14 protein-coding genes are annotated in these 12,610 nt (G+C 60.4%); 2 read left to right on the forward strand and 12 right to left on the reverse strand.

Translation table 11 applies throughout. The features are described from left to right. Nucleotides 1-29 precede the first annotated feature (29 nt). Nucleotides 30-878, reverse strand: a complete 849-nt coding sequence (locus PO883_RS01360; protein ID WP_289308170.1) for a pirin family protein — start codon at nt 876-878, stop codon at nt 30-32. Between the two features lie 109 nt (nt 879-987). Here PO883_RS01360 and PO883_RS01365 point away from each other — a divergent pair, with 109 nt between their 5' ends. Continuing rightward, nucleotides 988-1,878, forward strand: coding sequence for a LysR family transcriptional regulator (locus PO883_RS01365; RefSeq protein ID WP_289308171.1), 891 nt, complete (start codon nt 988-990; stop codon nt 1,876-1,878). Here PO883_RS01365 and PO883_RS01370 read toward each other — a convergent pair. From PO883_RS01370 to PO883_RS01400, 7 genes are all read right to left on the reverse strand, one after another. Further along, nucleotides 1,875-2,426 (reverse strand): murein L,D-transpeptidase family protein, encoded by a 552-nt coding sequence (locus tag PO883_RS01370; protein ID WP_289308172.1) that lies wholly within the window; start codon nt 2,424-2,426, stop codon nt 1,875-1,877. The genes PO883_RS01365 and PO883_RS01370 overlap by 4 nt on opposite strands. Before the next feature lie 85 nt (nt 2,427-2,511). Then, nucleotides 2,512-3,126 (reverse strand): alpha/beta fold hydrolase, encoded by a 615-nt coding sequence (locus PO883_RS01375; protein WP_289308386.1) that lies wholly within the window; start codon nt 3,124-3,126, stop codon nt 2,512-2,514. Nucleotides 3,127-3,142: 16 nt separating this feature from the next. Next, nucleotides 3,143-3,538 (reverse strand): hypothetical protein, encoded by a 396-nt coding sequence (locus PO883_RS01380; RefSeq protein ID WP_167084065.1) that lies wholly within the window; start codon nt 3,536-3,538, stop codon nt 3,143-3,145. A 9-nt stretch (nt 3,539-3,547) separates the two neighbouring features. After that, nucleotides 3,548-3,724, reverse strand: coding sequence for a hypothetical protein (locus PO883_RS01385; RefSeq protein ID WP_289308173.1), 177 nt, complete (start codon nt 3,722-3,724; stop codon nt 3,548-3,550). Continuing rightward, complete coding sequence (locus PO883_RS01390; RefSeq protein ID WP_289308174.1) at nt 3,714-4,100, reverse strand: VOC family protein; 387 nt, start codon at nt 4,098-4,100, stop codon at nt 3,714-3,716. The genes PO883_RS01385 and PO883_RS01390 overlap by 11 nt, the downstream gene beginning before the upstream one ends. Nucleotides 4,101-4,225: 125 nt before the next feature. Continuing rightward, nucleotides 4,226-4,612 carry a DUF3592 domain-containing protein gene (locus tag PO883_RS01395; RefSeq protein ID WP_289308175.1) on the reverse strand — a complete coding sequence of 129 codons (387 nt, stop codon included), beginning with the start codon at nt 4,610-4,612 and terminating at the stop codon, nt 4,226-4,228. Nucleotides 4,613-4,767: 155 nt separating this feature from the next. Beyond that, complete coding sequence (locus tag PO883_RS01400; protein WP_289308176.1) at nt 4,768-5,793, reverse strand: DUF1176 domain-containing protein; 1,026 nt, start codon at nt 5,791-5,793, stop codon at nt 4,768-4,770. 295 nt (nt 5,794-6,088) lie between these two features. On the opposite strand from PO883_RS01400, the gene PO883_RS01405 reads away from it, so the two are divergent. Further along, nucleotides 6,089-6,910, forward strand: coding sequence for a hypothetical protein (locus tag PO883_RS01405; protein ID WP_289308177.1), 822 nt, complete (start codon nt 6,089-6,091; stop codon nt 6,908-6,910). 33 nt (nt 6,911-6,943) lie between these two features. Here the strand turns inward: PO883_RS01405 and PO883_RS01410 are convergent, their stop codons facing one another. The 4 genes from PO883_RS01410 to rpoC form a co-directional block, all read right to left on the reverse strand. Continuing rightward, complete coding sequence (locus PO883_RS01410) at nt 6,944-7,216, reverse strand: type II toxin-antitoxin system RelE/ParE family toxin (RefSeq protein ID WP_289308178.1); 273 nt, start codon at nt 7,214-7,216, stop codon at nt 6,944-6,946. Beyond that, complete coding sequence (locus PO883_RS01415) at nt 7,194-7,613, reverse strand: hypothetical protein (protein WP_289308179.1); 420 nt, start codon at nt 7,611-7,613, stop codon at nt 7,194-7,196. The genes PO883_RS01410 and PO883_RS01415 overlap by 23 nt, the downstream gene beginning before the upstream one ends. Continuing rightward, nucleotides 7,582-8,133 carry a hypothetical protein gene (locus PO883_RS01420; RefSeq protein WP_289308180.1) on the reverse strand — a complete coding sequence of 184 codons (552 nt, stop codon included), beginning with the start codon at nt 8,131-8,133 and terminating at the stop codon, nt 7,582-7,584. The genes PO883_RS01415 and PO883_RS01420 overlap by 32 nt, the downstream gene beginning before the upstream one ends. A gap of 200 nt (nt 8,134-8,333) precedes the next feature. Beyond that, nucleotides 8,334-12,569, reverse strand: coding sequence for a DNA-directed RNA polymerase subunit beta' (rpoC, locus tag PO883_RS01425; RefSeq protein ID WP_289308181.1), 4,236 nt, complete (start codon nt 12,567-12,569; stop codon nt 8,334-8,336). Between the last annotated feature and the right edge of the window lie 41 nt (nt 12,570-12,610).

Consider the following 12,610-nt stretch of genomic DNA (forward strand, 5'->3'; position numbering starts at 1 on the left):
ATAAATAATATGGTGGTCCGGTACAGCGCTTACATCAGTTTCGCCGCGCGCAGCTGGGTGCCGATGCGCTCGATTTCCTTTTCGCCCTTGGCCAGCGCAGCCGCGCTGGTGTGCACCGAGTAGTAACCAGTCACCAGCTCGTGCGGATGCTTGGGGGCGGAGCCGAGCACGAACTGCGTTGCACCCTGGGCGACAACATCGATGGCGCCCTCGCCTTCTTCAAAGACCGCCACTTCGCGCTTGACCACCGTGCGCGCCGTTTGCAGGGCGCCGCTGGCGACCGAGACCCAGGCCACGTCATGGCCGGCAGGTGGCGTGTAAGTCCATTTTTCGCCGTCCGCCAGCGTCACATGCAGATAGTTGATCGACGCGCGCGGACGAATCGCGCTGCTTGCATTGCCATACTTGCCGATGATGACGCGGGCCGGACCATGGCTCTGTACTTCATCCGGCGCCAGATACTGGCTTTGCGCAGGGCCGTTTTCATCTTCTTCCGGCAGTGCCAGCCAAAGCTGGAAGCCTTCGACCCGCTGGCCGGGGACCGCACCACCATCGTGCCAGACGCCGCCGCCGGCGCTCATCCACTCCACGCCACCGGCCGGCAAGATGCCTTGATGGCCGGTCGTTTCCTTGTATGCGACGGCGCCATCGAGTACCACGGTGACGGTGGCGATGCCCGAATGCGGGTGCATGCCCATGTTGCTGCCGTTGGCGCCGAGCTGGAACAGGTCGAGGAAGACGAACGGTTTGATCAGTTGGCCGATGTCGCCGGGGCTGACCAGACGGTTGATGCCGCCCCGGGTGTGGCCTGCGGAACGCAGCGCCAGTTGACGCCCGGCTGCTGCGGTTTGCTTGAGTTGCGCTTGATTCATGTTCATGAGGTACTCCATTCTTCCGGGTTGTTAATGCATGAGTAGAATCTTAGGCCGCCTCGATGCATCGGAGAAGCCTATATAATTAGATTGATAGTATCCAAGGAGTAGATATATGCTTGACGGGATGTCGATCGACCAGCTGCGCACTTTTATTGCCGCTGCGGACGAGGGGAGTTTTTCGGCGGCTGGCCGCAAGCTGCGCCGTGCGCAGTCGGTGGTAAGCACCACGCTGGCGAACCTGGAGTTACAGGTGGGGTTTGCGCTGTTCGAGCGCACCGGCCGCTATCCCCAGCTGACCGAGGCTGGCCGGGCGATGCTGGAGCTGGCGCGCGCGGCCGCGCAGAGCATGGATGAGTTCAAGGCCAAGGCGCGCAGCCTGGCGGAGGGACTGGAACCGGAGCTGGCCGTGGCGGTCGATGTGATGTATCCGATTGCCAACCTGACTGCGGCCGTGCAAGCCTTTCACCATGCATTTCCCTCGACGCCCTTGCGGCTGTACGTGGAAGCGCTGGGCGCGGTGTTGCAGCCTTTGCTGGACGGGAATTGCCGGGTCGCGGTGATCGGCTCGCTGCCGGAGATTCCGGCCGGCTGCGCGTCCGAGTTCTTGCTGAGCGTGGCGGCGGTGACGGTCGTCGCGCCAACCCATCCGCTGGCGGCGCTGCAAGGCATGGTGCCGCGTTCTGCCGCAGCCGAACATATCCAGCTGGTGTTGACGGACCGCTCATCGCTGACCGCGGGGCGCAATTTCGGGGTGGTGTCGACGCGCGTGTGGCGCCTGGCGGACCTGGGCGCGAAGCATGCGTTCCTGCGCGCCGGACTGGGATGGGGGCACATGCCGCTGCACATGGTCGAGGCCGATATCCGCAGCGGCGCGCTGGTGCCGATTCAGCTTGACATCTTCGCGACGGCCGGGCCCGGGTTTTCCATGCATGCGATCCACCTGGCGGACAATCCGCCGGGCCGCGCCGGCCGCTGGTTCATCGATCAGCTGAAACAGGGCTAAGGGAGAATGCTGACCTTGTCGCCTGGGCGCACGAGGTCGTACAGCACGCGCATCTGCTTGTCGTCGAGGGCGATGCAGCCCCAGGTCCAGTCGCTGCCGGCGCCTTTGCCGTGGATGAAAATTTCGCCGCCCATGGGCGTGTGCTGGGATGGCACGCGTCCTTGCTTGATGGCCTCCGCCATGGCTGCGTGCTGGCCGGGCGTGATGATGCCCGACTTGACGGCCAGGGCGGCGTCGTCGAGATTGGGGTAGCTGATGCCGAGCGACAGGTAAAACTGGCTCTGCGGATTCTTGTGCGTGATCAGGTAGCTTCCTTCGGGCGTCTTGCGGTCGCCCTGGCGCAGCTTGCGTCCGGTTGGCGAGGCGCCCAGGCCGATCTTGAAGGTGCGAGTCACGCCGTCGGCCTTGTATTCCAGAATGCGTTTCGCCTTGAACACGGTGATGTGCGCGGCCCATGCCGGCACACTGCCGAGCAGGAGGAAAAGGAAGCTGGCGAGAAAAAAGAAATGGCGCATGGAGGTGAACTGGCCGCACTGCGGCGCATTCATCGGTCGTTGTCGAATTGGCTATTTCGCACTGATTCAAGCATTGCGTGGCAAAAATACTGCCGTACCAATCGACGCGGGACTGCGCTCAGGCCGCCGATGCCAGATGGGCATCGATCAGGGGCGCGATGGTGCCGGCGAATCGGTTGGCCAGATCGTGGCCGCCGCCGGCGATGACGTGCAGACGGCTGTCCGGAAGCAAGCCCTGCAGGCGGGCGCCGACCGCCACCGGACTGATCGGATCGGCGTCGCCCCACAGCAGCAAGCTGGGCATGCGCAGCGTCTTGATGGCGGTGCTCAGGTCGCCCCGGTAATCGCTCAGCCAGCGCGGCACGGCTGGGTTGGCTGCAAGGAAGGCGGCGCGCCAATCCTCGGCGTGCAGGTCGGCCATGTCGACGCCGCCCGAGGTCACGGCCAGCACCAGATGGGTGACCAGGTCCGGGCGCTTGAGCGCAGCCTGGATGGCTACCACGCCCCCCATCGACTGGGCGATCAGCGCGCACGGGCGGTCGATCTGGCCGAGCACCATGGCCACCAGGCCGTCCATGCCGACGATGCCGGGATCGGCGGGCACCACGCCAAAGCCGGGCCAGCCGAGCAGGCAGCGCGATGCCGGATGCGCCAGCGCGGCGGAGGCCGGCTGCCAGAACGCCGGGTTGCCGCCGGCGCCGGGAAGGAAAATCAATTTTTCTGGTGTGGACATCATGATTCCTCTAGGCCTACCACCATGCGTAGCGGAACCAGTCGCGCCGTATGCCGATCAGCACGGCGGGCATGAGAACCAGCGTCGCCGTGATCACGATATAAAACCAGGTCAGCACGGTCGAGACGTTGAGCATCGCGGACAGGACCGATCCCTGCGGCAGCGGGCCATCGAAGGCGATGAGCGTGAGCGGGCTGACGAAAGCAATCGCCACGCTGAAACAGGAGGCGAAAAAGCGTCCCCAGGCGACGCGCCGGTACATCCCGACCATGCCGGCGCAGAGCCATAGCAAGAGCATCAGTTCCACGTAGAAACTCGATGGGTCACCAAGGTAGCGCTGTACCGAGCGCACGGCCGCGTACGCAAAGACGGCGATCAGGAGATAGTGCGCGAAGCGGGCATAACGAGGCATGGTAACGATTCAGTAAAGTGCTGCGGTAAAAATGAAGATAAGCCCGGCGGGCTGGTTCAGGGCCTTGGCGGCGGATTGGTGCAGGCCCGGCTGACCGGCGCGCCATCGGACGCCGCCTTGGGCGCCGCGCCGTGCGCGCGATGCCGCGCTGGCCATCAGGCTGTCGGACTGGAATTCATCGGCCATCCGGCGCTTGCCATAATTCGATCTTGTTGCCGTCCGGGTCAATCACCCATCCGAACTTGCCGTACTCCGATTCGTCGACCTTGTCTTCCACCGTGCAGCCTTCGGCGCGCAGTACGGCCAGCAAGGCGTGCAGGTCGTCGACCCGATAATTGATCATGAAGGACGCGGAACTCGGCGCAAAGTGCTTCGTGTCGTGCTGGAACAGGCTCCACACCGTGGTGCCCGTGCCGGCCGGGTTGTCCGGGCCAGCCCACTGGAAGGCGACGCCGCCCCATTCCTCGACCGCGAAGCCAAGATGCACCCGATACCATTCGGCCAGCCGCTGCGGGTCGGGGGATTTGAAGAACACACCGCCAATACCGGTGACACGTTTCATATCGGGCTCCTGGGTCAGTGCGTGTCGCGCCAGGGTGGCGACACACGGTGCCGCGTTAACGGCGGAAACAGATCGGAAGACAGCAGCAGGCAGGATGGCCCCGCGATGCGGACACGCGGCGACAATCAGGCCAGCAGAAACACGGCCACCGCCAGGCCCAGCCCGCCCAGTACCATCATCCATGACGTACGCTCACGCTCGCGCTCGAAAATGAAGTCGTGCGGATTGTTCGGATCATAGAGCACATTGACGGGCTGCCTGGCGTCGAAGTCGGCGGCCAGCGCCTCCGGAAAACGCTGTTTTTTCACGATCTTGACACCGTTTTGCGCAGTGAAGCGAAACTCCGCCGTGTAGGTGCTGTAACCGCGCGACTTGCGTACGCTGTAGCCTTCAATGGGATCAACCACGGCAATTTTTCCGACCGACTGCAAGTGCGACATATGGGTCCTGTCCTTGATGCCGGCACCGACGAACACCACCCCGACCACCACGCCCAGGACCTTGTAAATCATGCGCTTTGCTGCCACTGACAATGTCTCCCGAATATACTGGCCAAGCACACTGCGATTCATTGTGCTTTTTGGAAAGCCATTTTCGACGTGTTGAAGCGGGCCTGTAAAGGCTTTACATCCCGCTGTAGAAAATTAACAACTATTCAAGGAAGCGCTTACTTGCTTGCGCGCTCGGCAATCCATTTGCGCAAGGCAATTCCCTCGGGGAAGCCACGGCACTGGGCGGCTGTTTCCCAGGACAGCAAGGCAAAGCCCTTGCCGGTCCACAGCCATTTCATGGACGAGCCGCATTCGTTGGTCGCCCGCCACTTGTCGTAGCTGCTCAACTCGCCCTTGTCGAAATAGGCGTTGACCACGGAATTGTCGTTGGGCTTGCCAGCTAGGGGCAAGATGGCGGGCTCTGCGGCAAAAGGCGGCTTGTCGTTGGCGATCCAGGCCTCGGACGAGGATTGATAGCTGCCATGCCCGCACTCGATGAGCAGCAGCACCTTGTTGCCGGACAAACGACTCAGGCTACGCTCCTTCTCGCGCTCGTCTTCGTCTTCGTCTTCGTCTTCGTCCCCGGACAATCCACCGCATTCGCGCTTGGCGATGGACTTGCTGATCGCCGCGAGCAGGCGCGTGTCGCCCGGGCGCGCGCGGGCCGGCGGCATGGCGCGCAGGAGCGGCACTGGCAGCGCCGGCAAGACGGAGGCTTCCTTTTTCGTTCCTTTGCGCACCAGGGCGCCGGGCGTGCCCACCCGCCCCTGCAGGTCATCCATCTTGAGCAAGGCGGCGCTGGCGCCGTTGAGCGACACGCTCCAGCGCCGGCTACCGGCTTCGATCTCGGCGCGTTCGCCCTTGAGCAGCGCGGCGATCAGGCCGGCGGCCTGTTCCTCGTCGATGTCCTGCTCGGGAACGACATCGCGCACGGCCACCTGGCCGACCGTGAGCGTAACCTGGTCGGGCACGTTGCCGCGTCCGGTGTCGAGCATCAGCGTGAGTTGTACGGGTTGGCCGGGACCGGCCTCACGCCGCAGGTAGAGGGCGGCGGGTTCCTCGCCATCGCGCTGGTAGCCGACGGCTTCGCAGCGGCGCGTGTTGTCGCAAGCGACGGCCCAGTCGCCGTAGGTGAAGTCGGTCGCGTTGGCGCTGCCGCCAGCGAGGGCGAGCAGCAGGCCGATACGGTGTAGTGCTTTCATGCGCGTTCCATGTCGAAGTTGAGCCGGTCTGGCAGATCAAGACAGCTCGTTTTTATTCTGAAAATATTTTTAAAGTGTCAACTAAACCTTGCGAAGCGTCAAGGCGGAAATCATCAACCCATCAGATGTAAGCGTCGTTGATAGCCACAGGGCATTTGCTGTACACAAGGTTGACAGGGGTGGCGCGGCCGCAGCCGCTAATCCTTTAAAAATCAGTCACTTGGGAAATTGGCGGAAGTGGCACGGCGCTTGCATATAGATGAGTACGGCAGACTTTTCAGCAGGCGAGGATACGATGACAGCAGCGGCATACGAGAATTTCAGGAGCGAAGGCTATGCGCTGGCGGGCCAGGCGCACGATTTGCAGCGGCGCGTCAGGCTGTATCAGCGTGTGTATCGGGACTCCGGCAAGCGCCTGACGTTCGCCTTGATCGCCGCGCACGGCACCTTGTGGGCGTCGGGCTATTTCAAACTGGGAACGCTGGGGGCGCGCATCGCCTCGCTGCCGTGGCTGTGCATTCCCGGCATGCGCGCGCAAAAGCTTGCCGCGTTTACCGGGTTTCTGGACCAATTTCGCAGCATCAACCGCCAGGTCTGCGCCGAATCGTATGCCATTTTCTACTACACCCGACGGCATGGCGGCAGCGCCTTCATCCGCTCCGTGATCGGGGACCGTTTCACCGACCTGATGGTCGAATGCCATGCTTCCTGCGAGGCCGGTACCGAGTATCCCCGCCACAAGCGCGAAGCGCTGTTCGACGCCCTTATCGATTGGGAACAGGAACATATCGTCGTACCCGGCGTGGAGAAAGCCTTCGCCGGCTTCGACTGGCCGCTGATTGCCTGGATGGCCAGGCGTCCGGTGATCCGGTTTGCTTATTTCGGCAAGCACGACCGTCTGCGCTTCAACGATTTCGCACGCAAGGATGAGCGCCTGGCCGCAGGCATGCACGCCTGCCGGCTCGCGGAAGACCTGGGGCTGCAAGCTGTCGAAGATGCGCTGGGGCGGCCGGATGCCGGCGCCAACGCCGATGTCCGCGAGCGCGAGCGCGAGCGCGAGGAAAGGTCAATGGTGCCGAATGCAAGAGCCGGAAGCTGCGCGATGGTTAGCGAATGACGCTGGCACGTTCCATCATGCTGGACATTTCCGCTACTTTTGCCGCACCCGCTTGTAGACCTCACTCCCATTACGCTTGCCTATGACGAGTACCGCTACCTCGTCATTGCTGTCTGTGTAGTTGATCCGGTACTCGCCTGCATCGACGCGTCGTTCGGTATGGTTTGATGCCTTGAGCAACAGACTGTCTTGAGGACGAGAATTTTCCATAAGCGTTGTCATGGCCTTGCCGACTTGCCTGTACTGTTTTGCATCCAGGCTTTCCCAAAATTTCGCTGCACTCCTACTTAGTCTTAACGTTTTCATGGGCGTTATTCCTAAGTCTGTGCAGGAGACCCTCCACCTTTTCCAGCTCGGCAAAACCTTCCTGGCGCGTCGGCGCATCCGCCGTGTTCAATGTGGTGAAATTTGATTCTCTCAAGGTATTTCTCCTGATAAGGTCGAAGCGGTCGAGCTGTTCAGGTGCATGCGCTCGCACCTCGCTTTGACGTTGACGAAAAACGATCGAACCAGTATGAGCGCGTGCAAGAACCGGGTCAAATGGCGCGCGTGCAGGCCAACTGAAATGCGCATCGGGTTTGATATGGCGCAATGGAGTCGTCCAGAGAAAGGTGCTATTGGCATAAAAAAAACGGCATCGGGATTTCTCCTCGGTGCCGTTTTCGTCTCCGTTAAGCTTCTGGCAAGCTCGCAGTGCGCTCAAAATATCGTTGATATGCCTTGATGTAGTTCGTCTCGACCTGGCATGAGGTAATGTCCGCCAACGCCAGCGTTGTCAGGGATTCGCCCCAACGGCCGCTTCCGGAAAAGTAATCAAAATCAACTTCTTCGGGCGTGACCTGGTCCACCCGGCCAATAACGAAGTCCGGCTCCTCCAGTTTTTCGCATTCAAGAATCATCAGCGGATAGGTGGCCGCCAACTGCGGGAGAAGGGTATGCCAGTTGTGCAGGTCAAAGACGGTATCGAACGGCACTTGTTTCATCAACCCTTCTTGCACAAGCAATTCACGTTGGAACTTGCATGTCTCGGAACATTCGACGGCGGTCAAGTCGGCGATTCTCAGGATCATCAATCCATCAAGATGGAAGTCGTAGACGAACTGGAGCAGCACAAGTTCGTCCGAAACCCCGAGGACAAATGCCTCTATGGAAAGCGCATCGATGCCGCTGCGATAAATTGAGACGAGCTTGCGTTGCTGTTGATGCTGTGCGAGTTCATACACGAGAGGATCCTTTGAATGCAGCCATGATCGAAAAACACGACGGGCTTCAAGTGTCATTGTAGCAACTGTGCCGCGCTGATAGGTCGATTATGCCTGCCAATTTTTTACGCCGCGTTCTGTGTAACCACGAGATGAGGATCATAAAAAAAACGGCACCGGGATCGCTCCTCGGTGCCGTTTTCATGTGCGTCTAAGCTAGATTACGCTTCGTCGCTGTGCTGTGCCGCCGTGTTGTCTTCCATGGCTTGCAGCTCGGTCGCCATGTTGGCTTTTTCAGCATCCAACAGCGCCTTGCGCTCTTCCACTTCCCACGCCTCTTTCTCTTTCTTGGCGCGGTGGAAGGCCAGACCGGTACCGCCAGGAATCAGGCGGCCGACGATGACGTTCTCTTTCAGGCCGCGCAGCGAATCGCGCTTGCCCATGATCGCCGCTTCGGTCAGCACGCGGGTGGTTTCCTGGAACGATGCGGCCGAGATGAACGAATCGGTCGACAGCGATGCCTTGGTAATACCCAGCAACACGTTTTCGTAGGTCGCAGGGATCTTGCCAGCGGCGATCACGCGATCGTTTTCGTCCAGCAGCTCCGAACGCTCGACCTGTTCGCCAACGATGTAGTTCGCATCGCCCGCTTCCACGATCTGCACGCGGCGCAGCATCTGGCGCACGATCACTTCGATGTGCTTGTCGTTAATCTTCACGCCTTGCAGACGGTACACGTCCTGCACTTCGTCAACGATGTAACGCGCCAGCGCTTCGATACCCAGCAGACGCAGGATGTCTTGCGGATCGGCCGGGCCGTCCACGATCATCTCGCCCTTGTTCACTACCTGGCCGTCGTGTACCAGCACTTGCTTGTCCTTGGTGATCAGGAACTCGTGCTTGTTGCAGTCCATGTCCGTGATTTCCAGACGCTGCTTGCCCTTGGTTTCTTTACCAAACGCAACCGTACCCGTGACTTCCGCCAGCATGCCGGCGTCTTTCGGCGAACGCGCTTCGAACAGCTCGGCAACCCGTGGCAGACCACCGGTAATGTCGCGCGTTTTTTGCGATTCGGTCGGGATACGTGCCAGCACTTCGCCGACCGATACCGATTGACCGTCCTTGACCATGATCAGCGCGCCGACCTGGAAGCCGATCGCCACCGAGTGTTCGGTACCGGCAATCTTGACTTCTTCGTTGACGTCGTTGAGCAGTTTCACTTGCGGACGCAGCGTTTTGGTCAGCGAACCGCGACGTTTCGCATCGATCGCCACCAGGGTTGCCAGACCGGTCACATCATCAACCTGACGTGCAACGGTGACGCCTTCTTCGACGTTCTCGAAGCGGACGGTACCGGCGTACTCGGTAATGATCGGACGGGTCAGCGGATCCCAGGTTGCCAGGGCCGTACCGGCCTTGATGACCATGCCATCCTTGACGATCAGGGTCGCGCCGTACGGCACTTTATGACGCTCGCGCTCACGGCCGTGGTCGTCCGTGATCAGCACTTCGCCGGAACGGGAAATGACGATCTGGGCGCCCTTGCCATTGGTAACGTAACGCATGGTCGCGGTGAAACGGATGGTACCGTTCGACTTCGCTTCCACCGACGAGGCCACTGCCGCACGCGATGCCGCACCACCAATGTGGAAGGTACGCATGGTCAGCTGGGTACCCGGCTCACCAATCGACTGCGCAGCGACAACACCGACCGCTTCGCCGGCGTTGACCATCATGCCGCGGCCCAGGTCGCGGCCATAGCACTTGGCGCACAGGCCGAAGCGCGTTTCGCAAGTGAGCGGCGTGCGCACCTTGACTTCGTCGATCGACAGGCGTTCGATTTCTTCGACCATGTCTTCGTCGAGCAGGGAACCGGCTTCGTACAAGGTTTCCTGGGTTTCAGGATTGACGACGTCATGCACGTTGACACGGCCGAGGATACGGTCGCGCAGCGGCTCGATGACTTCACCGCCTTCGACCATCGCCTTCATCAGCGCGCCGTTGGTGGTGCCGCAATCGTCCTCGATCACAACCAGATCCTGGGTCACGTCGACCAGACGGCGGGTCAGGTAACCCGAGTTCGCCGTTTTCAGTGCCGTATCGGCCAGACCTTTACGAGCGCCGTGGGTCGAAATGAAGTACTGCAACACGTTCAGGCCTTCGCGGAAGTTCGCGGTAATCGGCGTTTCGATAATCGAACCATCCGGCTTGGCCATCAGGCCTCGCATACCAGCCAACTGGCGAATCTGGGCTGCCGAACCGCGCGCGCCGGAGTCGGCCATCATGTAAATCGCGTTGAACGATTCCTGCGTTGATTTCGTTCCGTCGCGCTTGATGACATCTTCTACTTTGAGCTGGTCCATCATGGCCTTGCCGACTTCGTCCGAGGTCTTGCCCCAGATGTCGACCACCTTGTTGTAACGCTCGCCCGCGGTGACCAGACCGGAAGCGTACTGCTGCTCGATCTGTTTGACTTCCTGCTCTGCAGCGGAAATCAGGGTGACTTTTTGTGGTGGTACCAGCATGTCGTCGACGCAGATCGAAATACCGGCGCGCGTCGCGAGACGGAAACCGGACTGCATCAGCTTGTCGGCGAACACGACCGTGGCACGCAGGCCGCACTTGCGGAACGACGTGTTGATCAGCTTCGAAATCTCTTTCTTCTTCAGGGCGCGGTTCAGTACGGAGAACGGCAAGCCCTTCGGCAGGATTTCGGACAGGATCGCGCGGCCGACCGTGGTTTCGTAGCGCGTGACGGTGCGCACGAATTCGTCGGTCTCGACATCCTTCGGGTTCTCGACGATACGCACGGTAATGCGGGTCGTCAGTTCGACTTCCTTGTTGTCGTAGGCGCGGATCACTTCCGAGACGTCGGTAAACAGCATACCTTCGTTCTTGGCGTTGATCGCTTCACGCGTCGCGTAGTACAGACCGAGCACGATATCCTGGGACGGCACGATCGACGGTTCGCCGTTCGACGGGAACAGGATGTTGTTCGACGCCAGCATCAGCGTACGCGCTTCCATCTGCGCTTCGATCGACAGTGGGACGTGGACCGCCATCTGGTCACCGTCGAAGTCGGCGTTGAACGCGGCGCAGACGAGTGGGTGCAGCTGGATGGCCTTGCCTTCAATCAGGACTGGCTCGAACGCCTGGATACCCAGGCGGTGCAGCGTCGGTGCGCGGTTGAGCATGACCGGATGTTCGCGGATCACGTCTTCCAGGATGTCCCACACCACCGGCTCTTGAATCTCGACCAGCTTTTTGGCGGCCTTGATCGTCGTTGCCAGACCCATCAGTTCGAGCTTGTTGAAAATGAATGGCTTGAACAGTTCCAGGGCCATCAGTTTCGGCAAGCCGCACTGGTGCAGTTTGAGCTGGGGACCGACCACGATGACCGAACGGCCCGAATAGTCGACGCGCTTGCCCAGCAAGTTCTGACGGAAACGGCCGCCTTTACCCTTGATCATTTCAGCCAGCGACTTCAGCGGACGCTTGTTGGCGCCGGTCATCGCTTTGCCGCGACGGCCGTTATCCAGCAGCGAATCGACCGCTTCTTGCAGCATGCGCTTTTCGTTACGCGTAATGATTTCCGGAGCGCGCAATTCCATCAGGCGCTTCAGGCGGTTATTACGGTTGATGACGCGGCGATACAGGTCGTTCAGGTCGGAGGTCGCAAAGCGGCCGCCGTCCAGCGGTACCAGCGGACGCAGTTCCGGCGGCAGCACTGGCAGCACTTCCATGATCATCCAGTCCGGCTTGATGCCCGAACGCTGGAATGCCTCGAGCACCTTGAGGCGCTTGGCGTATTTCTTGATCTTCGCTTCGGACTTCGATTCCTTCAGTTCCACGCGCAGGGCTTCGGCATCGCGGTGGATGTCGATCGAGCGCAGCAGTTCACGGATACCTTCGGCGCCCATGAAGGCGGTGAAGTCGTCGCCGTACTCTTCGTACTTGGCGGCGTAGTCGTCTTCCGACATGATCTGGCACTTCTTCAGCGGGGTCATGCCGGGATCGGTGACCACATATGCTTCGAAGTACAGAACGCGTTCGATATCGCGCAAGGTCATGTCCAGGACCATGCCCAGACGCGACGGCAAGGACTTCAGGAACCAGATGTGCGCGGTTGGCGAAGCGAGCTCGATGTGGCCCATGCGCTCACGGCGCACCTTGGCCAGCGTGACTTCGACGCCGCACTTTTCGCAGATCACACCGCGGTGTTTCAAGCGCTTGTACTTACCGCACAGGCACTCGTAGTCCTTGATAGGACCAAAAATTTTGGCGCAGAACAGACCGTCGCGTTCTGGCTTGAAGGTACGGTAGTTGATGGTTTCCGGCTTTTTTACTTCGCCGTAGGACCACGAACGGATTTTTTCAGGCGACGCCAGACCAATCTTGATCGCGTCGAACGTTTCGTTTTGCTGAACTTGCTTGAATAGATCGAGCAGTGCTTTCATGTATCACTCCAGGTGATTGAATTTCTATGTTGCAACTTCTG

Source organism: Massilia sp. DJPM01 (assembly GCF_030348125.1).
Lineage (GTDB): Bacteria > Pseudomonadota > Gammaproteobacteria > Burkholderiales > Burkholderiaceae_D > Telluria_A > Telluria_A frigida.

Coding starts and splice junctions, on each gene's coding strand:
- PO883_RS01360 (WP_289308170.1), bottom strand. CDS start 878: ATGAACATGAATCAAGCGCAACTCAAGCAAACCGCAGCAGCCGGGCGT.
- PO883_RS01365 (WP_289308171.1), top strand. CDS start 988: ATGCTTGACGGGATGTCGATCGACCAGCTGCGCACTTTTATTGCCGCT.
- PO883_RS01370 (WP_289308172.1), bottom strand. CDS start 2,426: ATGAATGCGCCGCAGTGCGGCCAGTTCACCTCCATGCGCCATTTCTTT.
- PO883_RS01375 (WP_289308386.1), bottom strand. CDS start 3,126: ATGTCCACACCAGAAAAATTGATTTTCCTTCCCGGCGCCGGCGGCAAC.
- PO883_RS01380 (WP_167084065.1), bottom strand. CDS start 3,538: ATGCCTCGTTATGCCCGCTTCGCGCACTATCTCCTGATCGCCGTCTTT.
- PO883_RS01385 (WP_289308173.1), bottom strand. CDS start 3,724: ATGGCCGATGAATTCCAGTCCGACAGCCTGATGGCCAGCGCGGCATCG.
- PO883_RS01390 (WP_289308174.1), bottom strand. CDS start 4,100: ATGAAACGTGTCACCGGTATTGGCGGTGTGTTCTTCAAATCCCCCGAC.
- PO883_RS01395 (WP_289308175.1), bottom strand. CDS start 4,612: ATGATTTACAAGGTCCTGGGCGTGGTGGTCGGGGTGGTGTTCGTCGGT.
- PO883_RS01400 (WP_289308176.1), bottom strand. CDS start 5,793: ATGAAAGCACTACACCGTATCGGCCTGCTGCTCGCCCTCGCTGGCGGC.
- PO883_RS01405 (WP_289308177.1), top strand. CDS start 6,089: ATGACAGCAGCGGCATACGAGAATTTCAGGAGCGAAGGCTATGCGCTG.
- PO883_RS01410 (WP_289308178.1), bottom strand. CDS start 7,216: ATGAAAACGTTAAGACTAAGTAGGAGTGCAGCGAAATTTTGGGAAAGC.
- rpoC (WP_289308181.1), bottom strand. CDS start 12,569: ATGAAAGCACTGCTCGATCTATTCAAGCAAGTTCAGCAAAACGAAACG.